Annotated in this window: 20 protein-coding genes and 1 tRNA gene; 7 read left to right on the top strand and 14 right to left on the bottom strand. The window is 60.0% G+C overall.

Annotated elements, in window-relative coordinates; all coding sequences use genetic code 11:
* Positions 1–20 precede the first annotated feature (20 nt).
* The 6 genes from IPM27_11070 to IPM27_11045 form a co-directional block, all read right to left on the bottom strand.
* A tRNA-Thr gene (locus IPM27_11070) sits at positions 21–96 on the bottom strand.
* A gap of 34 nt (positions 97–130) precedes the next feature.
* Complete coding sequence (gene thiO / locus IPM27_11065) at positions 131–1,198, bottom strand: glycine oxidase ThiO (protein MBK9162081.1); 1,068 nt, start codon at positions 1,196–1,198, stop codon at positions 131–133.
* A 3-nt stretch (positions 1,199–1,201) separates the two neighbouring features.
* Complete coding sequence (gene ispH / locus IPM27_11060) at positions 1,202–2,125, bottom strand: 4-hydroxy-3-methylbut-2-enyl diphosphate reductase (GenBank protein ID MBK9162080.1); 924 nt, start codon at positions 2,123–2,125, stop codon at positions 1,202–1,204.
* Complete coding sequence (locus IPM27_11055; protein ID MBK9162079.1) at positions 2,106–2,627, bottom strand: lipoprotein signal peptidase; 522 nt, start codon at positions 2,625–2,627, stop codon at positions 2,106–2,108. The genes ispH and IPM27_11055 overlap by 20 nt, the downstream gene beginning before the upstream one ends.
* Positions 2,628–2,774: 147 nt before the next feature.
* Entirely contained in the window at positions 2,775–5,660 is a 2,886-nt protein-coding gene (gene ileS, locus IPM27_11050; protein ID MBK9162078.1) for an isoleucine--tRNA ligase, read from the bottom strand.
* Positions 5,661–5,687: 27 nt separating this feature from the next.
* Positions 5,688–6,614, bottom strand: coding sequence for a bifunctional riboflavin kinase/FAD synthetase (locus tag IPM27_11045; GenBank protein MBK9162077.1), 927 nt, complete (start codon positions 6,612–6,614; stop codon positions 5,688–5,690).
* Positions 6,615–6,636: 22 nt separating this feature from the next.
* On the opposite strand from IPM27_11045, the gene IPM27_11040 reads away from it, so the two are divergent.
* Complete coding sequence (locus IPM27_11040; GenBank protein ID MBK9162076.1) at positions 6,637–7,077, top strand: hemerythrin family protein; 441 nt, start codon at positions 6,637–6,639, stop codon at positions 7,075–7,077.
* Positions 7,078–7,732: 655 nt separating this feature from the next.
* On the opposite strand, the gene IPM27_11035 is transcribed toward IPM27_11040, so the two are convergent.
* Both IPM27_11035 and IPM27_11030 read right to left on the bottom strand, forming a co-directional pair.
* The gene (locus IPM27_11035; protein MBK9162075.1) at positions 7,733–9,586 is read right to left on the bottom strand and encodes a transporter substrate-binding domain-containing protein; all 1,854 of its coding nucleotides are present in this window, start codon (positions 9,584–9,586) and stop codon (positions 7,733–7,735) included.
* Between the two features lie 272 nt (positions 9,587–9,858).
* Positions 9,859–10,395, bottom strand: coding sequence for an rRNA large subunit pseudouridine synthase E (locus IPM27_11030; GenBank protein ID MBK9162074.1), 537 nt, complete (start codon positions 10,393–10,395; stop codon positions 9,859–9,861).
* Positions 10,396–10,424: 29 nt separating this feature from the next.
* On the opposite strand from IPM27_11030, the gene IPM27_11025 reads away from it, so the two are divergent.
* Positions 10,425–12,647: an NADP-dependent isocitrate dehydrogenase gene (locus IPM27_11025; GenBank protein MBK9162073.1), complete on the top strand. Its 2,223-nt coding sequence runs from the start codon at positions 10,425–10,427 to the stop codon at positions 12,645–12,647.
* 52 nt (positions 12,648–12,699) lie between these two features.
* Positions 12,700–13,413 (top strand): hypothetical protein, encoded by a 714-nt coding sequence (locus IPM27_11020; protein MBK9162072.1) that lies wholly within the window; start codon positions 12,700–12,702, stop codon positions 13,411–13,413.
* 70 nt (positions 13,414–13,483) lie between these two features.
* Here the strand turns inward: IPM27_11020 and IPM27_11015 are convergent, their stop codons facing one another.
* Entirely contained in the window at positions 13,484–13,687 is a 204-nt protein-coding gene (locus tag IPM27_11015) for a cold-shock protein (GenBank protein MBK9162071.1), read from the bottom strand.
* A gap of 244 nt (positions 13,688–13,931) precedes the next feature.
* Between IPM27_11015 and clpS the strand changes: the two genes are divergently transcribed.
* Genes clpS through gluQ form a run of 3 tightly spaced genes read left to right on the top strand, consistent with a single transcriptional unit; the run spans position 13,932 to position 17,557 of the window.
* Entirely contained in the window at positions 13,932–14,240 is a 309-nt protein-coding gene (gene clpS / locus IPM27_11010) for an ATP-dependent Clp protease adapter ClpS (protein MBK9162070.1), read from the top strand.
* 1 nt (position 14,241) lies between these two features.
* Positions 14,242–16,497: an ATP-dependent Clp protease ATP-binding subunit ClpA gene (clpA, locus tag IPM27_11005; protein MBK9162069.1), complete on the top strand. Its 2,256-nt coding sequence runs from the start codon at positions 14,242–14,244 to the stop codon at positions 16,495–16,497.
* On the top strand, positions 16,472–17,557 hold the full coding sequence (gene gluQ / locus IPM27_11000) for a tRNA glutamyl-Q(34) synthetase GluQRS (protein ID MBK9162068.1): 1,086 nt from the start codon (positions 16,472–16,474) through the stop codon (positions 17,555–17,557). Before clpA ends, gluQ begins: the two co-directional genes overlap by 26 nt.
* Here gluQ and glmM read toward each other — a convergent pair.
* The 4 genes from glmM to rlmE form a co-directional block, all read right to left on the bottom strand.
* Entirely contained in the window at positions 17,554–18,909 is a 1,356-nt protein-coding gene (gene glmM / locus IPM27_10995; protein ID MBK9162067.1) for a phosphoglucosamine mutase, read from the bottom strand. The two genes, gluQ and glmM, sit on opposite strands and share 4 nt — an antisense overlap.
* 144 nt (positions 18,910–19,053) lie before the next feature.
* The gene (gene folP / locus IPM27_10990) at positions 19,054–19,875 is read right to left on the bottom strand and encodes a dihydropteroate synthase (GenBank protein MBK9162066.1); all 822 of its coding nucleotides are present in this window, start codon (positions 19,873–19,875) and stop codon (positions 19,054–19,056) included.
* Positions 19,876–20,005: 130 nt separating this feature from the next.
* Entirely contained in the window at positions 20,006–21,871 is a 1,866-nt protein-coding gene (gene ftsH, locus IPM27_10985) for an ATP-dependent zinc metalloprotease FtsH (GenBank protein MBK9162065.1), read from the bottom strand.
* 93 nt (positions 21,872–21,964) lie between these two features.
* Entirely contained in the window at positions 21,965–22,588 is a 624-nt protein-coding gene (gene rlmE, locus IPM27_10980; GenBank protein MBK9162064.1) for a 23S rRNA (uridine(2552)-2'-O)-methyltransferase RlmE, read from the bottom strand.
* A 145-nt stretch (positions 22,589–22,733) separates the two neighbouring features.
* Here rlmE and IPM27_10975 point away from each other — a divergent pair, with 145 nt between their 5' ends.
* Complete coding sequence (locus IPM27_10975; protein ID MBK9162063.1) at positions 22,734–23,096, top strand: YhbY family RNA-binding protein; 363 nt, start codon at positions 22,734–22,736, stop codon at positions 23,094–23,096.
* Positions 23,097–23,150: 54 nt separating this feature from the next.
* Here IPM27_10975 and greA read toward each other — a convergent pair whose 3' ends face one another.
* On the bottom strand, positions 23,151–23,627 hold the full coding sequence (greA, locus tag IPM27_10970; GenBank protein MBK9162062.1) for a transcription elongation factor GreA: 477 nt from the start codon (positions 23,625–23,627) through the stop codon (positions 23,151–23,153).
* Positions 23,628–23,634 lie beyond the last annotated feature (7 nt).

Raw genomic sequence — 23,634 nt, 5'->3', positions numbered from 1 at the left:
CGGGTTCCTCGACAGGGGGGTGGTGCTGGAGAGAGGAATCGAACCTCCGACCTACGCGTTACGAGTGCGTTGCTCTACCAACTGAGCTACTCCAGCCAAAAACGTGGCGATTATAAATGACACACACCGGCTATCGCCAGCGGTATTCCTCCGCGGGCAATGCCTGCGGCCTGCCTTCGATCTCGTTGCACAACAGTTCCGCGCTGGCCAGCGACATGGTCACGCCATAACGGAAATGCCCGCTGTTGGCGTAGAGATTGGCGATGTGCGGATGGCGGCCGATGACCGGGATGTTGTCCGGCGAACCGGGACGGAAGCCTGCCCAGTGCTGCACCGGTTCGACCACCTTCCAGTCCGGGAAGATCGCATGCACGTGCTGCAACAGGCTGGCGCGGGCTTCCGGCGTGGTGGATTTATCGAAACCGACGTCTTCCAGTGTGCTGCCGACCAGCACATGCCCGTCGCGTCGCGGAATGAAATACAGGCTTTCCTGAAGCACGATCGGGGAGAACGGCTGCGCATCGAACTTGAACAGCAATATCTGTCCGCGTATCGGGCGGACGTCCATGCCAAGCGCGTGCTCGCCCAGCAGCGTCTTGCTCCACGCGCCCGCCGTGACGATGAAGGCATCCGCGCCCAGCCTTCCCTGCGTGGTCAGCAACGATGCGACGCGGTCGCCCGCCAACTCGAAACCCAGCACTTCATGCTGCTCAAGGACCGTCCCGCCGAGCATCTCGACGCGCCGGCGCAGCGCGCGCAGCAGGCGCGGGTTGCGCACCTGCGCGACCTCGGGCAACAGCAAGCCGGTATCCGCCGCCTCGACCGGCAGGTGGTCGGCGGGGTTCACATGCCGCAGCGGGAAACGATGCTGTTCACACCAGCGCGTGGCCAGTTCGTCCCGGAACGGCGGCAACACCAGCATGCCGCAGCGCTGGTATTCCGGATCGATGCCGGTGCTGGCCTGCAATCCGGCAACGGCCTCGTCCAGCATCTTCATGCCGCGATGCGCGAGGCGCGTGACCGGTTCGCGATAATCCCACGAGCACAATGGCGACATGATGCCGCCGCCCGCCCAGGAAGCCTCCTGTCCGACCAGGCCGCGCTCGACCAGCGTCACGCGGTAGCCCGCCTGCAACAGGGCTTGTGCGCTGGTCAGGCCGACTGCGCCGGCGCCGACGATCAGGAAGTCTCTTCCCATGGTTCAGGTTTGCAGCGCCTTGGGCAGCGGGAATATGACGTTCTCGACGATGCCCTGCAACTCGGTGATCTCCCCCGCACCCATCTCGTGCAGGCGCGTCACCACATCCTGCACCAGCAGTTCGGGGGCGGATGCACCGGCGGTGATGCCGACGCGCGACTTGCCCGCGAACCATTCCGGCTGCAATCCGCTGGCGTCATCCACCAGATAGGCCGGCACGCCGACGTTCGCCGCGACTTCGCGCAGGCGGTTGGAATTGGAACTGTTCGGCGAGCCCACCACGACCACCACGTCGCATTGCTTGACCAGCAGCTTAACGGCATCCTGGCGGTTCTGCGTGGCGTAGCAAATGTCATCCTTCTTCGGGCCGGTGATGAACGGGAACCGCGCCTTCAGCGCGGCGACGATGCCGGCAGCATCGTCCATCGACAGCGTGGTCTGCGTGACATAGGCAAGGTTCCGCTCGTCGTCCACCTTGAGCGAACCGACCTGCGCGGGCGATTCCACCAGATACATGCCGCCCTCGCTCTGCCCCATCGTGCCTTCCACCTCGGGATGCCCGGCATGGCCGATCATGACGACCTCCTTGCCCTGCTCGCGCAACCGCGATACCTGGATATGCACCTTGGTGACCAGCGGGCAGGTCGCGTCGAACACGGTAAGGTTGCGCGCCTCGGCTTCGCTGCGCACCGATTGCGGGACGCCATGCGCGCTGAATACCAGGATGCTGCCGGGCGGCACATCGGCCAGGTCTTCGATGAAGATCGCCCCCCTGTTGCGCAGACTGTCCACCACGAACTTGTTGTGCACCACTTCGTGGCGCACGTAGACCGGCGCGCCATGCAGCGCCAGCGCCCTTTCGACGATGGTGATGGCGCGGTCCACGCCGGCGCAGAAACCGCGCGGGTTAGCCAGCAGCAGATCCATGTCTTTTCTCCGTAAAGCCGTCCCACAGCAACAGGAACGCGCCGCAGGTGATCGCGGAATCGGCCAGATTGAATGCGGGGAAATAATGTTCGTCCCAGTGGAAATGCAGGAAGTCCACCACGTAACCGTATGCGATGCGGTCGATCAGATTGCCCAGCGCACCGCCCAGGATCAGGCTCAGCGCCAGCGCGAACAGCGGCTGGGCGGCATGCTTGCGCAACAACGCCACGATCCACACCGACGCGGCCACCGCGATACCGCTGAACAGCCAGCGCTCCATCCCGCCGGCATCGCTCAGGAAGCTGAACGCGGCACCGGTGTTATGCGCCAGCACCAGGTCGAACACGCCCAGCACGGCAACGCTTTCACCATAGGCAAAACTGCTGGTGATCCATATCTTGCTGATCTGGTCCAGGATGATGACCAGCGCGCTCAAGCCGAGCCAGCGCGACAACTCCCCTCGCCCGCTTGCGGGAGAGGGGGTGGGGGAGAGGGTATTCATGCGCTTACCCTCCCTCTGCGCTTAGTCATTCCCGCGCAGGCGGGAATCCAGTCAATTGAACAAGCCCCGCCTGGCGGGACGATCTGGCCTTGTCCGCTACGCGGAATTTCTTGAATGCTGGATTCCCGCCTGCGCGGGAATGACGGGTTATGCATATTGGCGCTTCTCGCCGCTGCCGTGCAGGTTGCTCACGCAGCGACCGCACAATACCGGGTGCTGCGCGTCCGCGCCGACATCCTCGCGGTAATGCCAGCAGCGACCGCATTTTTCGTGCAGGCTGGCGGAGACATCGACACGCTGTTCCGCCTCGCTCGCGACGCGATGCACCGTGGCGCGCGAGGTGATGAACACGAAGCGCAAATCGTCGCCCAGGCGCGCCAGCGTTTCGTAGTCGTCGCCCGCAGCATACACGTCCACCTCGGCAGCCAGCGCCGAGCCGATCAGTCCGGCGGAACGCGCCTCTTCCAGTTGCTTGTTGACCCGGCCGCGCCAGTCCGTGATCGCCTGCCAGTCCGCGGACAGGCCGGAGTCGTCCTGCGGCAGCGCGTACCACTCGCCGATGAACACGCTCTCGTCCTTCCCGCCCAGCACCGCCCATGCTTCCTCTGCGGTAAAGCTCAGCACCGGCGCCATCAGCCGCACCAGGCTGTGCGCGATGTGGTACAGCGCATTCTGCGCGGAACGGCGCGCGATGGAATCCGTGCCGGCGGTATACAGGCGGTCTTTCAGGATATCCAGATAGAAACCGCCCAACTCCTCGGAACAGAATGTCTGCAACCGGTAGACGATCTGGTGGAACTCGTATCTTTCGTAATCCGCCCGCACTTCTGTCTGCAGGCGATGCATCAGTTCCAGCGCGTGGCGGTCGATCTCCAGCCATTGACCGGGCGGCAGCGCATGTTTGCCGTGGTCATAATCCGACGTGTTCGCCAGCAGGAAACGCAACGTGTTGCGGATGCGGCGGTAGCCATCGGTCACGCGCTTCAGAATCTCGTCCGAGATGGTCAGTTCGCCGGAATAGTCGGTCGAAGCCACCCACAGGCGCAGGATGTCCGCGCCCAGCGTATCGAGGATCTTCTGCGGCGCGATCACGTTGCCCTTGGACTTGGACATCTTGTGCCCGCTGCCGTCCACCACGAAACCGTGCGTCAGCAGCGCCTTGAACGGCGCGCGCCCGTCGATCGCGCAACCGGTCAGCAGGCTGGACTGGAACCAGCCGCGATGCTGGTCGGAACCTTCCAGATACAGGTCGGCGGGCGAACCCAGCTCCTCGCGGCGGCGCAACACCGCCGCATGCGTCGTGCCGGAATCGAACCACACGTCCAGCGTATGGGTGAGTTTCTTGTAATGCTCGGCATCATCGCCCAGCACATCCACCGAGTTCAGGCTGAACCACGCCTCGATGCCGGATCGTTCGACCAACTTCGCGACCTGCTCCAGCAGTTCCGGCGTGCGCGGATGCAGTTCCCCGGTCTCCCTGTGCACAAAGAACGGCATCGGCACGCCCCAGTTGCGCTGGCGCGACACACACCAGTCCGGACGGTTGCGGATCATCGCCTCGAGCCGCGCGCGTCCCCAAGCGGGGAAGAACTGCGTCGCCTCGACGGCACGGTTCGCCAGCGCGCGCAGGCTCTCGCCAGCGTGCTGCAGGCGCGCCGCGCCATGCTTGCGCTTGTCCTGTATCAGTGCTTCGGCATCCCTCTCCCCCAACCCCTCTCCCGCTGGCGGGAGAGGGGGGAGCGAAGCGGAAGGAGAGGATTGGTCCATCCCGATGAACCACTGCGGCGTGGAACGGAAGATGATCGGCGTCTTGTGTCGCCAGCAATGCGGGTAGCTGTGCTGCACCTTTTCCATCTGTAGCAGGTGGCCGCTGTCCTGCAATGCCGCGATCACCACGTCGTTGGCTTTCCAGACGAACATGCCGCCGACCAGCGGCATGTCGGCAAGGAACTTGCCGTCGTCGCCGACCGGATTATCGACCGGCAGGTCGTATCTCTGGCCGACGAAGTAATCGTCCAGACCGTGCGCCGGCGCGGTATGCACCAGGCCGGTACCCGCTTCCAGCGTGACGTGGTCGCCGCAGATGACCGGCACGATGCGCTCGTACAGCGGGTGCTGCAACGGCAGTAATTCGAGCGCCGCGCCCTTGCATCGCCCGACCGTTTCGCCGTCCAGCCGATAGCGCTGCAAACAGCTTTCCATCAGTTCGGCGACCAGCAGCAGATAGCCCTTCTCGGTCTTCACCAGACAATATTCATGTTCGGGATGCACGCTCACCGCCTGGTTGGCGGGCAGCGTCCACGGCGTGGTGGTCCAGATCACCGCGTACGCCCTCGCATCGCCCGGCAGCGATACGCCGAACGCATTTTCCAGCGCATGCTTGTCCTTCACCTCGAAGCCGACGTCGATCGCCGCCGAGGTCTTGTCCTCGTATTCCACTTCCGCCTCGGCCAGCGCGGACTGGCAATCCAGGCACCAGTTCACCGGCTTGCGCCCCTGGTACAGATAGCCGCGCTGATGGATGACGCCGAGCGCGCGGATGATGTCGGCCTCGGTGCGGTAGTCCATGGTCAGGTAGGGACGGTCCCAGTCGCCCAGCACGCCGAGGCGGACGAAGTCCTTCTTCTGGCGCTCGATCTGTTCTTTTGCATAGGCGCGGCACAGTTCGCGGAATTGCGCGGGCGGGATCGCCTTGCCGTGTTTCTTTTCCACCTGCAACTCGATCGGCAGGCCGTGGCAATCCCAGCCCGGCACATAGGGCGCATCGTAGCCGTCCAGCGTCTTGCTCTTGACGACGATGTCCTTGAGGATCTTGTTCACCGCATGGCCGATGTGGATGTCGCCATTGGCATACGGCGGGCCGTCGTGCAGGATGAACTTTCCTTTCGGCGCGTTGCTGCGCGCTTCGCGGATGCGCTGGTAGCGTTGTTGCGCCTGCCATTGCGCCAGCATCTGGGGCTCACGTTTGGCAAGATCGCCGCGCATCGGGAACGGTGTGTCCGGCAGGTTCAGGGTGTCTTTATAGTCAGTCATATGTCGGTAATCGGTTACGTCGGACAATCATTCGTATTGCTCAAACCACTCCCTGGCATGCTTCACATCCAGCGCGATATGCCGCACCAGCGTCTCCACATCGGGATACTTCTCCTCATTGCGCAGCTTGCGCAGGAACTCCACGCGCAAGTGCCTGCCGTAAACCTGCTGAGCGAACTCGAACAGATGCACCTCCAGCACCGGCTTCGCATCCTGTTTCACGGTCGGCCGGACGCCCAGGCTTGCCACGCCCTGGAGAATGCCCAGCTCCTCGGCATGCACCCGCACCACGAAGATGCCGGCCAGCGGCGGCAGGTTGTGCTTCATCTGGATGTTCGCGGTCGGGAAACCGAGCTTGCGCCCCAGGCCGTCGCCGCGCACCACCCTGCCACTGATGCTGTAGGGACGCCCCAGATACCGGTGCGCGTCGTGCAGTTGTCCGATTGCCAGTGCCGCACGGATCTCGGTGCTGGAGATGCGCACGCCGTCATGCATCACGCTATGCATCGCCTGCACGGCGAAACCGCGTTGCGCGCCGACCTTTTCCATCATCGCAAAATCGCCGGTACGCCCCTTGCCGAAACGGAAGTCGTCGCCGATCAGCACAAAACCGGCATGCACTTTTTCATGCAGCGCATGGATGAAATCCGCTGCGTCCATCCGCGCGAGGCGCTCGTCAAAACGGCATATATGCACGCGATCCAGCCCCATCGTCTCGAACAGCTCGAGCTTCTCGCGCAGGCTGGTCAGCCGCGCCGGCGCCTGGTGCGGCGTGAAATACTCGCGCGGGTGCGGCTCGAAGATCACTACTGCCGTGCCCAATTCGCGCGCTTGAGCAATCGTGCGCAACTCTCCCAGCAGCGCCTGATGGCCGAGATGTACCCCGTCGAAATTGCCGATGGTGACCGCAACAGCTTGTGTGTCGGGAGAATGGAGTCCGCGTAGAATCTGCATAGGGGCGGGATTATACCGTGAGATGATTGGACAACGCATATCCGAACAGGAGGAAAACAACATGCTGGAATATCCGCAAGTGGCACTGGACTTCATGAACCGCGACCATGCGGAATTCGTCGTGCTGCGCGAAAAACTGCTGGACCGGCTGGCGCACCACGCAGCAGACGACGAGGTGGACGCGCTGCTCGGCGAACTGCTGGAACACACCCGGCGGCACTTCGCCGAAGAAGAGCGGCAGATGCAGGAGGCCCGCTTCCCGCCCTACCCGATGCACAAGGGCGAACACGACAGCGTGCTGTCCGGCATGACCGGACAGATCGAACGCTGGCAGCGGGAACGCGATGCCGCCGCGCTACGCGACTGGCTGGATTGCGCCGTAGGTGACTGGTTCGTCCAGCACGTCCGCACGATGGATTTCGTCACAGCAGGATTCATCGAAATGAAGCGCAAAACGGGCTGAATTCCATCAGCCCCTGCTTCATTCCGATTGTCGCGCCGCTGGGGCGGTCACAATCCTGAAACATACAACCCGTACCATGTCACCTGGAAATACATCCCGCAGGCACACCGTCCCGAATCGCCTCTTTGAACTTTTTCCCTGATTTACCTTCCAATCAGCCCGCGAACTTGGATAACCGTCGTCTATGGCATCCATATCCGCTATTTGCATACACAACAGAAAGAGCAGAACACCATGTTTCAAAAAGGTAATTATGACTTCGAATGTCAGTTGGCAACTTATGTTGCTACTGAACTGACAGCGGAGACCGAAAACAAACCGACTGGCAATAATGAGACCAGAGATGAAAGGGCCCAGCCCGAAGGGAACAACCACGCCCAAAAGTCGTAGATCAAATCAAAGTCACCATCCCGGTGAATTGCCGACAATTCACCAATCGCTCCCAACTGCACTCGCCCCCTCTCCCCTTCACCATTGCACCCCGCACTCAAAGCGGCACAATGTAGAAGGCTATCCCCTTAACTGGCGTACCGGATAAATCCATGCATCAGGCAGGTGGTTTTTAAGAGGAAAGGGCGGCTTCCGACACTAAGCGGACAAAGATTAGAGGGGAAATCTGTCAGCGTGACGGTCTCGTGCTAACCCGAAGCGGGCCTCAGGAAACCTTTTCATAAAACCGAATCTGATTGCGACCAGACTCTTTGGCAAGATACAGCGCATCATCCGCCCACTCTAAAATTTCCTCTTGACTGTATTCATGGTTGACAAACAACACCACTCCGATACTCGCAGTACATTGATGCTTGACTGTGGTGTCTGTACTTCCATCAGTGCTTACAGCGAGCAAGTATGGTTCATATAAGGTAGAGCGAATTTTTTCAGCAATCCTGTAGGCTTCCGTGATCGACTTTGATTTACCCGCATCCAATTCGCTCAGAACGACCACAAATTCATCACCACCGAATCGCGCCACCGTATCCATTTCCCGCACGCAACCCCGCAGTCGATTGGCGGCTTCCATCAACAAAAGATCTCCTACCCTATGCCCGTGCTCATCATTCAACGGCTTGAAGTTATCCAAATCAATGAACATCAACGCACCATAGCAGCCACTTCGTTTGCTGGAGGACATGGCCTGACTTAATCGATCTTGAAGTAAGCGGCGATTGGGTAATTTGGTCAGCGCGTCATAAAATGCGAATTGTTGAATTTTCTCCTGGTCGTTCTTTTGCTCTGTAATGTCCTGGTAGATTCCCAGTAGACCGATCGTCTCACCCTTTGAATTTTTCAAAGGAACTTTGGAAGTGCTAAGCCAAATGATGTTACCCGATGGTGTAGACTGAGGCTCCTCATAGTTGAGTTTCGCCACGCCCGATTCCATCACTGCTCTGTCATCTTCACGATACATATCGGCCTGGGCAGACCATCCAAGTTGATAATCATCTTTGCCGATAACATCGTCCGGTTGCTCGCTTCCGCTATCTTTGGCGAAAATCGTATTACAGCCAAGGTAACGTAAATCCTTGTCTTTCCAGAAAACCCGTATCGGTGCAGTTTCGATGATCGTTGCAAGCAAGTTTCTTGAGTTCAACAATTCTGCCGCTGACAATTCGCGCTCAACTTGTCGCCGATAAAAGAAATATCCCGCGATGAACAAGAAAAACGCCACAACGGGAATGAGGTACTTGAGTATGTCATTCAGACCGACTTCCTTGACCTCGTAGGCTCCGAACCACTGGTCGTATAACTCCTGATATGTTCCGCTGGATTTGGTTAAAGCAAATCCATCGTTTATTTGTTCCAATAGCTTGGATCGCCCTTCCGCTACGGCAAATGAGAATTTCTGCGAAAAACCGGCTTTCACTTTAAGCGGTTCAACATTAGTCAAACCCATTTTTTGCAAGGTCTGCATTCCGGCCAGTTTGCCCAGCAACATGGCATCGTACTTGCCGGAAGATAACAATTTCATTCCTTCGGCTGCGGTATCCACCAGCACCAATTGCTTTCCCCATCCTTTAGATACTGCGTAGTCATGGGCCAGATCGGCATTAAGGACGATGATTTTCTTTGCTGCCAGGTCATCTTCAGTTCGGATATTTGTGTCGCCCTTGCGCACAAAAATAGCGCCGTGAACTACGACGTGAGGAACAGTGAAATCGGCAAAATGGTGTCGTTCTTCCGATTGTGCGAGATTGATGAGGACATCAATCCTCCCCTCCTTGAATTCTTGAAGGAGTCGGTGAAATGGCAGCACTCGGATGGTGTAGTTTAGGCCAGCCTCTGCTGCAACAGCCTTCCAAAGATCAACAGTAAAGCCACCTGCCGTCTCATCGGTTATTCCTGTTGCAAAGGGCGGATAGTCTTGCTCGCTGCCAATGACCAGAGTGGCTTTTTCCGGCTGTATGAATTGATGTGAAACTTCAGGAAGGGGATTGGACTTTTCGGTCGTCGCAAGAGCGGCATCGCAAATTACAAACGCAAAAAAAACAGAAATGACAACAGATGTCAAAAAGGCGATTGCTCCCCCCTCTTTATTTGCACACATAGCCTTTATAGAAAACTTTTTTTATTGTCAGCAGTAGAACTCTACTCTTTCAAGTCAAACAAAAAAACTTACTGGATTGGTGGGAATAAATACGAAATCGCGAATAGCTTGTTTTGGCCGATTGTACTCGTTCGGCATTCTGCTCGTCGTATGACCGCAAATGGCACTAACCCGACCATCCGCACAAGAATCGTCCATCCACTTGGCTGTCATTCCAGGTCTGGTGCAGCCGTAGATCATATCTGCCGCCACTCTCCCTGCCCGATCCCGTCCAGCGTCCAGTCGCCGATGCGATAGCGGATCAGGCGCAGGGTCGGGCAACCCACCGCCGCCGTCATGCGCCGCACCTGGCGGTTGCGTCCTTCGCGGAGGGTGAGCGATATCCAACTGGTGGGGATGGCCTTGCGGAACCGCACCGGCGGGTCGCGCGGCCACAGGTTTTCGGGCTCATCCATCAGCCCGGCTTCGGCAGGCAGGGTCAGACCGTCATTGAGTTGCACGCCGCGCCGCAGTTTTTCCAGCGCGCCTTCGTCGGGGATGCCTTCCACCTGCACCCAGTAGGTCTTGGGCAATTTATGTTTGGGATCGGTGATGCGGTGCTGCAACTTGCCGTCGTCGGTCAGCAACAACAGGCCTTCGCTGTCGGTATCCAGCCGTCCTGCGGGATAAACCTCGGGAACGGCGATATAATCCGCCAGCGTCGGATGTGCGCCGTCCTTGCTGAACTGGCAGATCACGCCATAGGGTTTGTTGAACAGCAGGATGCGACTCATCTCAACCTTTCATTACTCCGGACACCATCATGACCACCGCAAAGATCATCTACACCCTGACCGATGAAGCGCCGCGTCTGGCGACCTACTCGTTGCTTCCCATCATACAGGCCTACACCAAGGCAGCCGGCGTCACCGTCGAGACCAGCGACATCTCGCTGGCCGGGCGTATCCTGGCAACTTTCCCCGAGAGATTGACCGCCGCACAGAAGGTCGCGGACGGCCTGGCCGAACTGGGCGCGCTGACGCTGAAACCGGAAGCGAACATCATCAAGTTGCCGAACGTCAGCGCATCGGTCCCGCAACTGAAGGCGGCGATCAAGGAACTGCAATCGCAGGGCTACGATATTCCCGACTTCCCCGAGAATCCGCAGAACGATGCCGGGAAAGAGATCAAGGCCCGCTACGGCAAGGTGCTCGGCAGTGCGGTGAACCCGGTGCTGCGCGAGGGCAACTCCGACCGCCGCGCCGCCGCTTCGGTCAAGCAGTTTGCGCGCAAGCATCCGCACCGCATGGGCAAGTGGGAGCAGACCTCGAAGACCCGTGTGGCGCACATGACCGGCGGCGATTTCTACGGCAGCGAGAAGTCCGTGACCGTGCCGGAAGCCGTCAGCACCCGCATCGAGTTCGTCGGCAAGGACGGCAGGGCCACCGTGCTTAAAGACAAGCTGAATCTCAAGGCGGGCGAGATCATCGACGCCGCCGTGATGAGCCGCAAGGCATTGCGCGCGTTCTACGCCGAGCAGATCAAGGCAGCGAAGCAGGAGGACGTGCTGCTGTCGCTGCACCTGAAGGCCACCATGATGAAGGTGTCCGATCCCATCATGTTCGGCCATGCGGTGTCGGTATTCTTCCGGAAGGTGTTCGACCAGCACGGTACTGCCCTCAGGGAGATGGGTGTCAACGTCAACAACGGCTTCGGCGACCTGGAAGCCAAAGTGCTGGCGCTGCCCGAAAAAGACCGCGCCGCGCTGGTGGCCGATATCGCCGACTGCTTCCGCAACGGCCCGCCACTGGCGATGGTGAACTCCGACAAGGGCATCACCAACCTGCATGTGCCTTCGGACGTGATCATCGACGCCTCCATGCCGCCGATGATCCGCGACGGCGGCAAGATGTGGGGGGCTGATGGGAAAGCGTATGACACGCTGGCAATGATTCCCGACCGCTGCTATGCGACCGTGTATGTCGCCACTGTCGAGGACTGCAAAACGAACGGCGCGCTCGATCCCGCCACCATGGGCTCGGTACCCAACGTCGGCCTGATGGCGCAGAAGGCCGAGGAATACGGCTCGCACGACAAGACCTTCGAGATCGCCGCCGACGGTGTGGTGCGTATCGTCGACGCAAATGGGAAAACTCTGCTGGAGCAGCAGGTCGAACAGGGCGACATCTTCCGCGCCTGCCAGACCAAGGATGCGCCGATCCAGGACTGGGTGAAGCTCGCCGTCACGCGCGCGCGTTTGAGCAACACGCCCGCCATCTTCTGGCTGGACAAGAATCGCGCGCACGACGCGCAGATCATCGCCAAGGTGACGCGGTATCTGATAGACCACGACACTGCGGGGCTGGACATCCAGATCATGGAACCATCCGCTGCCTGCCGCGCCACGCTGGCGCGTGCGCGCAAGGGACTGGACACCATCTCCGTCACCGGCAACGTGCTGCGCGACTACCTCACCGACCTGTTCCCCATCCTGGAACTCAACACCAGCGCCAAGATGCTCTCCATCGTGCCGCTGATGAACGGCGGCGGCATGTTCGAGACCGGCGCGGGCGGCTCCGCTCCCAAGCACGTGCAGCAATTCCAGCAGGAGAACTACCTGCGCTGGGATTCGCTGGGCGAGTTCCTCGCGCTGGGTGTATCGCTGGAGCATCTGGCGCAGACGTTCAACAATCCCAAGGCGCAGGTGCTGGCGGAGACGCTGGACCAGGCCATCGCCAAGATACTCGACAACAACAAATCGCCTGCACGCAAGGTCGGCGGGATCGACAACCGTGGCAGCCACTTCTACCTCGCGCTGTACTGGGCGCAGGCGCTGGCCGCACAAAGCAAGGACGCGGCACTGCAGGCGAGGTTCGCGCCGCTGGCCAAGGCACTGACCGATAACGAGGAGAGGATTGCCGCCGAACTGATTGCCGCGCAGGGCAAACCGGTGGATATGGGGGGCTACTACCACCCGGATTCCGGCAAGACCTCGCAGGCGATGCGGCCAAGCAAGACGTTCAATGCCGCATTGGGTGCAATCTGACCCAGAACAGGATTGTTGTCTTGAACACATGCATCAACGACAGGAGTACGCAATGAAAAAATCCCATCTCGCAATCCTGGGAGTGGTCGCCTTCGCAGCGGCGGCGGCCTATCTCTGGTTCAACAACCCGCTCGACTCGTTGCTGAAAGCGGCCATTGAAAAGTTCGGTTCGGAAATGACCGCAGCACAGGTGCGCGTCAACCGGGTCAAGCTGTCCCCGACCGACGGTCATGGCGTACTTGGCGGCCTGTCGCTGGGCAACCCCAAGGGGTTCAAGACCGACCACGCGTTCAAGGCGGACCTCATCGAGGTGGCGCTCGAGCCTGCCACGCTTGCGGATGACGTGATCGTCATCCGCAGGATACTGATCGACTCCCCCGCCATCACTTACGAAAAAGGCGACAAGGGCAATAATTTCGACGTCATCCAGCGCAATGTCGAACGCTATCTCGGGAGTTCGCCGAAGAAGGAAAAGGATGAGAAGGCGGCCCGGGAACCCGGCAAAAAGATGATCATCGATTCGCTCGTCATCCGTAATGCCAAGGTCAACTACAACGGCATGATCGACCTGACCCTGCCGGACATCGAGTTGCGCAATATCGGCAAGAAGCGCGGCGGCGCAACCTCGGCACAGGTGGTCAGCGCGATCATCGGTGAACTGAACACGCAGATCGCCATTTCATTGGCGAAGTCGGCCGCCATCGGCGCAGTGGGTGGCGCCGCCATCGGCATCGGAATGGGAATCAAGAGCCTGTTGGGCAAGTAGCCACCCTTCACGGCACATAAAAAAAGCCCGGCATTTCCATGCCGGGCTTTTTAACAACCAAAACCGCCGATCAGGCAGCCTGAATGTTGGAAGCTTGTTTGCCCTTAGGGCCCTGAACAACTTCGAAAGAGACCTTCTGGCCTTCTTTGAGGGACTTGAAGCCGCTCATGTTGATTGCGGAGAAATGTGCGAACAGGTCTTCGCTGCCATCATCCGGAGTGATAAAACCAAAACCTTTTGCATCGTTGAACCATTTAACGGTACCAGTTGCCATGTGATTACTTCCTTACTTTAAGAAAAAACGGAGAAACCCTCCGCGAAACTGTTTGAATCTAAGACCGCACACGGCAAGACCAGTACTGCAGATACTTTGAATCAAACACCTGCGCGCTTTTTACTCTCGTTCAGTTGATGCCGTCAAGGGGTTTTTTGAACTATTTTTCAATCGGGCTTGAAAAACCCACGCCAATCGTCAAGCATATCGACTGGACACACTGACGGAATACGCACGAACAACCATGGCTACCAAGGAAAAAAATCATTCGGTTCTCGCGCCGGAACGCGTCAAACCCGCACCGCCGCGCATGTACAAGGTGATCCTGTTCAATGACGATTACACCACCATGGATTTCGTGATCGAGGTATTGCAGCGTTTTTTTGCGATGAACCGAGAACGCGCGCTGCAAACCATGCTCAAAGTGCATAATGAAGGCTCGGCGGTATGCGGCATCTATTCGTTGGACATCGCCGAAACCAAGGTCGCGCAAGTGGTCGAGTTTGCAAAACAGAGCGGGCATCCGCTACGATGCGGCATAGAGGAGAACTGAAATGATCGCGCAAGAACTGGAAGTCAGTTTGCATCTGGCCTTCGTCGAAGCCAGACAGAAGCGCCATGAGTTCATCACGGTGGAGCACCTGCTGCTCGCCATGCTGGACAACCCCTCGGCAGCCCAGGTGATGCGTGCCTGCAACATGGACCTCGAAGATCTGCGCCATGTCGTCACGGAATTCATCAACGCCAACACGCCCGTCGTTCCCGGCGACGACGAAGTGGATACGCAGCCGACCATCGGTTTCCAGCGCGTCATCCAGCGCGCCATCCTGCATGTCCAGTCCACCAACAAGAAAGAGGTTTCCGGCGCGAACATCCTGGCCGCGCTGTTCGGCGAGAAGGATTCCCCCGCAGTACATTTCCTCACGCAACGCGGGCTGAACCGTCTGGACGTGGTGAACTATATCGCGCACGGCATCGGCAAGGATGGCCAGACCGTCAGTTCGCCCACCCAGGGAGAACCCGAAACCGAACAGCCCGGCAACAACGACGAAAGCGTGTTGAAACATTACACGCTCGACCTGAACGCGCAGGCGTTCGCCGGCAAGATCGACCCGTTGATCGGGCGCGAACTGGAGCTGGAGCGCGTGATCCAGACACTGTGCCGCCGCCGCAAGAACAATCCGTTGCTGGTCGGCGAAGCGGGCGTGGGCAAGACCGCGATCGCCGAAGGCCTGGCGCGCCGCATCACGGAAGAGGATGTGCCGGAGATATTGAAGAATGCCCGCGTCTATGCGCTGGACATGGGCGCACTGCTGGCCGGGACAAAATACCGCGGCGACTTCGAGCAGCGCCTGAAAGCGGTATTGAAAGAATTGAAGGACATACCCAATTCCGTTCTGTTCATCGACGAGATCCACACCATGATCGGCGCGGGCGCCGCATCCGGCGGCACCATGGATGCTTCCAACCTGCTCAAACCGGCGCTTTCCAGTGGTGTATTGAAGTGCATCGGCGCGACCACCTACCAGGAATACCGGGGCATCTTCGAAAAGGACCATGCGCTGTCGCGCCGTTTCCAGAAGATCGACGTGCCCGAGCCTTCGGTGGAACAGACCATCGAGATCCTGAAGGGACTGAAGTCGCGTTTCGAGGAACACCACAGCATCAAGTTCAGCGCCGCCGCGATCACCAGCGCAGCCGAGCTCTCGGCGCGCTACATCAACGACCGCCATTTGCCGGACAAGGCCATCGACGTGCTGGACGAAGCCGGTGCCGCACAGCGCATCCTGCCGAAATCGAAACAGAAGAAAGTGGTGGGCAAGCACGAGATCGAGGAGATCATCGCCAAGATCGCCCGCATCCCGACGCGCACCGTGTCGCACGACGACCGCAACGCGCTGAAGAACCTCGACCGCGACCTGAAGGCCACCGTGTTCGGCCAGGATCAGGCCATCGACGCGCTGGCCAAAGCCATCAAGATGTCGCGCAGCGGACTCGGCAATCCGCAGAAACCGATCGGCAGCTTCCTGTTCTCCGGCCCCACCGGCGTGGGCAAGACCGAAGTCGCTCGCCAGCTCGCCTACAGCATGGGCATGCCGCTGCACCGCTTCGACATGTCCGAATACATGGAACGCCATGCCGTGTCGCGCCTGATCGGCGCACCGCCCGGCTATGTCGGTTTCGACCAGGGCGGCCTGCTCACCGAAGCCATCAGCAAGCAGCCTCATTGCGTGCTGCTGCTGGACGAGATCGAGAAGGCACACCCCGACATCTTCAACATCCTGCTGCAGGTGATGGATCACGGCACGCTCACCGACAACAACGGGCGCAAGGCGGACTTCCGTAACGTCGTCGTCATCATGACCACCAACGCGGGTGCGGAGACCTTGAACAAGAGCAGCATGGGATTCACCAAGACCTCTTCTGTCGGCGACGAGATGGCCGACATCAAGAAGATGTTCACGCCTGAGTTCCGCAACCGTCTGGACGCCATCGTCTCCTTCGCGCCATTGTCGAAAGAGATCATCCTGCGCGTGGTGGACAAGTTCCTGATGCAACTGGAAGAGCAACTGCACGAGAAGAAGGTGGATGCGATCTTCACCGACGCGCTCAAGGACTATCTCGCCGAAAACGGTTTCGACCCGCAGATGGGCGCCCGCCCCATGGCACGACTGATCCAGGACACCATCCGCTCCGCGCTGGCCGACGAACTGCTGTTCGGCAAACTGGCGAACGGCGGCAAAGTCACCGTGGATGTGAAGGACGGCAAGGTGGGGCTGGAGTTTGAAGAAGAAGTTGTCCCCGCCTGATTCTGACTACCGGGGGCGCTTCGCCCCCTCCCCCACCGGCCCCCTCCACTTCGGCTCGCTCGTCGCCGCCGTCGGCAGTTATCTCGATGCAAAACACCATCACGGCATCTGGCTGGTGCGCATGGAAGACCTCGACGTGCCGCGTTGCGTGCCGGGTGCGGCGGACGACATCCTGCGCACGCTGGAGGCGTTCGGGCTGCATAGCGACGAACCCGTCATCTGCCAGAGCCGGCGCACGGCAGCTTACGTGGAAGCGCTACAACAATTGAAAGACAGCGGCGCGATCTATCCCTGCTGTTGTACGCGCAAGGAGATCGCCGATTCGGCGCTGCACGGCATCGAAGGTTTTGTTTATCCGGGAACGTGCCGCAATGGCATCAGGCATCCCTCTCCCCTGTCCCCTCTCCCGCAAGCGGGCGAGGGGAACCAGTCGGCGCGAAAGTTGGCTTGGCGGGTACGCACGGACACCAAGCTCCTTCCCCCTTGCAGGGGGAAGGCTGGGATGGGGGTAGAGTCGCAAGGGTTGACCTTATCTACCCCCTCCCTACCCCTCCCCCTGCAAGGGGGAGGGAAGATAAGCCAAGACGGCACAGTTGAGTTCGACGACGCCCTGCAAGGCCGCATCACCCATCACCTCGAAAACGAGATCGGCGACTTCGTTGTGAAGCGTGCCGATGGGTTGTTCGCGTATCAACTGGCAGTCGTGGTGGACGATGCGCTCCAGAACATCACCCATGTGGTGCGCGGCGCCGACCTGCTCGCTTCCACGCCGCGCCAGATCCATCTGCAACGCCTGCTCGGACTATCCACACCGCATTACATGCACCTTCCCGTCGCGGTGAACGCGCAAGGCGAAAAACTCAGCAAGCAAACACTTGCGCCCGCCATCACGGGCGATCATGCCGTTGAGACGCTGATTGTGGCGCTCGACTTCCTGCGCCAGCAGCCGCCTGCCGAATTGCGCGATGGAAGCATCGAAGAAGTGTTGGGGTGGGCGATATCAAACTGGCAGCCGGACAGGCTTGCAGGCTGCCGCGAAATTTGGGTGCAGCCCGGTTAAGCGGCAGCCGAGCGAACGACTCCGGCGATGTTCTCGGCACACTGTTTGACCAGCACCCCGTCCTCGCCTTCCACCATCACGCGCAACAACGGCTCCGTCCCGGACGGGCGCAACAGCACACGCCCTTTGCCGTCCAGTGCGCGTTCGGCTTCCGCCACCGCGTCCCGGACCGGCTGAGATTCCAGCAGCCCGGACGCCTTGCCCGTGACGCGCACGTTGATGAGCAGTTGCGGATACATGTGCAGTCCGCCTGCCGCTTCGGCAAGGTTCTGGCTATTGGCGCGCAGCGCATGCAACACCTGCAGCGCGGAGACGATGCCGTCGCCGGTGCTGTGTTTGTCGAGGCAGATGATGTGTCCGGAATTCTCGCCGCCGAGCTGCCATCCCTGCTGCTGCAACAGCTCCATCACATAACGGTCGCCTACCTTGGCGCGCAGGAACGGGATGCCCAGTTCCTGCATCGCGTGTTCGAACGCAAGATTGGTCATCAGCGTGCCGGCCACACCGCCGTGCATCCTGCCTTGTGCCTTGCGATGCTTCGCGATGACGTAGAGCAACTGGTCGCCGTCGTACAGCTTGCCGGTCGCATCGGCCATGATGAGGCGGTCGCCGTCGCCGTCAAGCGCGATACCAAGATGTGCTTTGTGCTCGACCACGGCTTTTTGCAGATTCTGCGGCTTGGTCGCGCCGTAACCGTCGTTGATGTTCCTGCCGTCCGGCTGGTTGCCGATGGCGACCACGTCCGCGCCCAATTCGTGGAACACGTGGCTTGCGATGTGATAGGTCGCGCCATGCGCGCTATCCACCACGATCTTCATGCCGCGCAGGTTCATATCCGCCGGGAAGGTGCTCTTGCAGAATTCGATGTAGCGGCCGACCGCGTCATCGATGCGCTTGGCCTTGCCCAGACTGTCCGAGGGATTGGTCTGCATCGGCTTGTCCAGCTCGGCCTCGATGGCGTGCTCGACCTCGTCGGGGAGCTTGGTGCCGTTGCCGGAAAAGAACTTGATGCCGTTGTCCTCGAAAGGATTGTGCGATGCGGAGATCACGATGCCCGCCTGCAGGCGCAGCGCGCGGGTGAGGTATGCGACTGCCGGGGTCGGCACCGGCCCGGCCAGATAGACATCGATGCCCGCCGCGATCAAGCCCGCCTCCAGCGCCGATTCCAGCATGTAGCCGGAGATGCGCGTGTCCTTGCCGATCAGCACGCCCTGGCGCTCGTCCTTGGCATGTTCGGCGCTCGCCAGCACCTTGCCCGCCGCGTAACCCAGATGCATCACGAATTGCGGCGTGATGGGATGTTCACCCACCGTGCCGCGCACGCCGTCGGTTCCGAAATATTTTCTACTCATCTCAAGCCTCGTCTAATCGAAAAGCCATCTGTCCACGAAAAACACGAAACTCACAAACACAAACAAAACCATACCCATTCGAAACAAGCAATCCTTCTGCTATTGAATAACGGTTTTATTTCGTGGTTTTCGTGGACAGATGTTTCATTGAGTCATCGCCTGCCACACTTTCAGCACATCCACCGTCTCGCGCACATCATGCACGCGCACGATGGCTGCACCGCGTTGCACCGCCAGCAAGGCTGCCGCCAGTCCGGCGGCCATGCGCTCGTCCACGTCGCGCCCGGTGATCGCACCCAGCATGGATTTGCGTGACAGCCCGGCCAGTACCGGAACACCCAGCGCACGGAATGCCTCCAGACCCCGCAGCAGGTCGAGATTATGCGCCAGTGTCTTGCCAAAACCAAAGCCGGGATCGACGACGATGCGTTCGCGCGCGATCCCGGCAGCCTCGGCCGCAACGATGCGCCCGCGCAGGAAATCCTGCACCTCGGCGATGACATCGGCATATTGCGGCTGTTGCTGCATGGTCTGCGGCGTCCCCTGTTTATGCATCAGGCATACCGCCGCATCGCTTGCGGCAACCGCCTGCAACGCGCCATCGGATTGCAGGGCATTCACGTCGTTGACCATGCTCGCGCCCGCTGCCAACGCGGCGCGCATCACGCCGGGCTTGCAGGTGTCGATGGAAAGCGGGACCGGCATATCGCGCAGCGCTTCGATCACCGGCAGCACGCGATCAAGCTCTTCCTGTTCGCCCACCGGAATCGCGCCCGGACGGGTGGATTCGCCGCCGATATCCAGCATGTCCGCGCCATCGTCGGCGAGCCTGCGCGCATGCGAAATGGCCGCATCGAGCCGAAGAAACCGCCCGCCGTCCGAGAACGAATCGGGCGTGACGTTGACGATGCCCATCACGAGAGGACGGGAGAGGTCGAACTGGAATTTGCCACAGAGGAGAAACATCAGGATACGGGATTCAGGATACGGGATTCAGGATACGGAATTCAGGATTCAGGATTCAGGATTCAGGATACGGGATTCAGGCTTGAAGGTATTACCTGTCTCCTGAATCCCGGCTCCTGTATCCTGGCTTTCAGGTTTCTTGTGCCGGTTGATCGGTCACTGGCGCGGTCGGCGCCTCGTCCTTGGGTGGCTCGGGCGCCTTGCCGCCCGAACTGGGCTTGGGCGGACGCGGCGGATTGCCCGCCATGATGTCGTCGATCTGCTCTGCATCGATGGTCTCCCATTCCAGCAGCGCCTTGGTCATCGCCTCGATCTTGTCGCGGTTCGACTCGATCAGTTTGCGCGCCAGCGCATATTGCTCGTCGATGATGCGGCGGATCTCCGCATCCACTGTCCGCATGGTCGCCTCGGAGATGTTCTTGTGCGTCGTCACTGAACGACCGAGGAATATCTCTCCCTCTTCTTCGGCATAGACCATCGTTCCCAGCGTCTCGGACATGCCCCACTGCGTGACCATCTTGCGCGCCATGTCGGTGGCGCGCTGGAAGTCGTTCGAAGCACCGGTGGTCATCTGGTTCATGAAGATCTCTTCCGCGATGCGCCCGCCGAACAGCACGGCGATGGTGGACAGGATGCGATCCTTGTCCATGCTGTAGCGATCTTCCGTAGGCAATTGCATCGTCAACCCCAGTGCGCGGCCGCGCGGGATGACGGTCACCTTGTGCACCGGATCGGTCTTGGGCAGCAACTTCGCCACCACCGCATGGCCGGATTCGTGATACGCCGTGTTGCGGCGCTCCTCCTCCGGCATGATCATGGACTTGCGCTCGGCGCCCATCATGATCTTGTCCTTGGCCGACTCGAAATCGTCCATCTCGACGAAACGTTTGCCGCGCCGCGCGGCGAACAGGGCTGCCTCGTTCACCAGGTTGGCCAGATCGGCGCCGGACATGCCGGGCGTGCCGCGTGCCAGGATGTCCGCCTTCACGTCCTGTGCCACGGGCACCTTGCGCATGTGCACCACCAGTATCTGCTCGCGGCCACGGATATCCGGCAACGGCACCACCACCTGGCGGTCGAAACGACCGGGGCGCAACAGTGCCGGGTCGAGCACGTCGGGACGGTTGGTCGCGGCGATCACGATCACGCCGCTGGTGCCTTCGAAGCCGTCCATCTCGACCAGCAGCGCGTTCAGCGTCTGTTCGCGTTCATCGTTGCCGCCGCCCAGACCGGCGCCGCGCTGGCGACCGACCGCGTCGATCTCATCGATGAACACGATGCACGGAGAATGCTTCTTGGCCTGCTCGAACATGTCGCGCACGCGCGCCGCGCCGACGCCGACGAACATCTCGACGAAGTCGGAGCCGGAGATGGAAAAGAACGGCACCTTGGCCTCGCCGGCGATAGCTTTCGCCAGCAACGTCTTGCCGGTGCCGGGACTGCCCACCATCAGCACGCCGCGCGGGATGCGCCCGCCGAGGTTCTGGAACTTGGATGGATCGCGCAGGAAATCGACCAGTTCGGAGACTTCTTCCTTGGCCTCGTCGCAACCTGCCACGTCCGCAAAGGTATAGCGCTCCTTATTCTCATCCAGCATGCGCGCGCGCGACTTGCCGAACGAGAACGCCCCGCCCTTGCCGCCACCCTGCATCTGACGCATGAAGAAGATCCATACCCCGATCAGCAGCAGCATCGGGAACCATGACACGAAAATGCTCATCAGGAAGGATTGCTCTTCCTCCGGCTTGGCTTCTATGGTCACGCCGTTCTTCAACAGGTCGGAAACCATCCAGATGTCCTGCGGCGCGTAACTGTTGATGCGTTTGCCGTCGGCAGTGGTCGCTTTCAGGTTGCGGCCTTCGATGGTCACCTTGGTGACATGCCCCTGCCGGACTTCCTCGAGGAATTGCGAATAGTCGAGCGTCGCCTGCGCCGTCTGCATCTGGCGGGTGTTGAATTGGTTGAAAACGGTCATCAGCACCAGGGCGACGACCATCCAGATGGCAATGCTCTTAAAGTTATTCAAGATTACGACTCCTTATACGGCGCATTCGCGTTGCCGAGGTTGGTCATTAGACTATGATTCGCCCTATTGCTCAAGCTTTCCGGTCGCCAGCAGATACACTTCGCTGCTGCGATCGCGCGACGCCTTGGGCTTGCGCGTGGCCACCTTGGCGAAACTTTTCCGCATGGCCCCGAGATACTCTTCGAACCCCGCGCCCTGGAACACCTTGACCAGGAAACTGCCTTCCGGTTTCAGGTGTTCGAGCGCGAATTCCATCGCCAGTTCCGCCAGATGCATGGCTCGCGCCTGATCCGCCGATGCTATGCCGCTCATATTGGGCGCCATGTCCGAAATTACAAGGCCGACCGGCCTGCCTTGCAGCAATGCTTCCAGTTGCCTGAGCACCGCATCCTCGCGGAAGTCGCCCTGGATGAACTCTACACCCGGCAACGGATCCAGCGGCAGCAGATCGAGTGCGACCACCTTCCCGCCATGCCCCACCCTGGCCGCCGCCACCTGCGACCAGCCGCCGGGCGTCGCCCCGAGGTCCACCACCACCATGCCCGGCTTGAGCAAATGATCCCTGGCATCGATCTCAAGCAGCTTGTAGGCGGCACGCGAACGGTAACCCTCCTTCTGCGCCAGTTGCACATAAGGGTCGCTGACATGCTCGCGCATCCATTGTTTGCTGGTCTTGGATGGTTTCATCAATAAACCTTAAAAGCATTTCACCACGAAGCACACGAAAAACACGAAGCCTCCCATCCTGTCAAAGACCTTCATGCCCTTCGTGTTCTTCGTGGTTATTGTTGTTTCTGGGTTAAAATCCGCCTCCCATTTCTGGAAGGCTCTTATGTTATCTCTTACCGTCCCCGAACGCCTCGCCCTGAAGGGCCGCGCCCACGCGCTGAATCCGACGGTGATGATCGGCAATGCCGGATTGACCGAATCCGTGCTGAATGAAATCGCCCAGACACTGAAGACCCACGAACTCATCAAGATCCGCGTGATGGCCGAACGCCCGCAACGCGAACAGATCATGGCGGAAATCTGCACCAAACTGAACGCCGCCCCGGTGCAACATATCGGCAAGGTGCTGGTCATCTACCAGCCGAATCCCGAAGCGCATCTGCCGGAGATCAGGAAAGCACCGCGCCACAAGGGCAGGAAACCGCTGACCAAGAAACAATTGGCTAACAGGGTAAGTGGGAAGTAGTGAGTGGGGAGTGGGAACCCCTACTTCCTACCAACCACTCCCCAACTCCCCGATTCAAATGTACTGCACGTCCACCACTTCATATTCCCGCACCCCGCCAGGCGCCTGAACTTCCGCGATATCGCCGCTGGACTTCCCGATCAGCGCGCGGGCGACCGGTGAGCCGATGGAGATCTTGCGCTGTTTGATATCCGCCTCGTCTTCACCGACGATCTGGTAAGTCACCACATCGCCATTGTTGACATCCTCCAGTATCACGGTGGAACCGAACACGCAGCGCCCGTCGGCCATCAGCGTCTTGGGATCGATGATCTGCGCGCTGCCCAGCTTTCCTTCCAGTTCGACGATGCGCCCCTCGATGAAGGACTGCCGTTCCTTGGCCGCCTCGTATTCGGCGTTTTCCGACAGGTCGCCATGCGCGCGCGCTTCGGCGATCGCATTGATTACCGAAGGACGGTCCACCGTCTTCAACCGGTGCAGCTCCTGGCGCAACAGCTCCGCGCCGACCACGGTCAGTGGTATCTTGCTCATATTCGTA

Source organism: Nitrosomonadales bacterium (assembly GCA_016716325.1).
Classification (GTDB): Bacteria; Pseudomonadota; Gammaproteobacteria; order Burkholderiales; family Gallionellaceae; genus Gallionella.
Note: the sequence above shows the minus strand (reverse complement) of the source record. Positions and strands in the feature narration are given on the sequence as shown.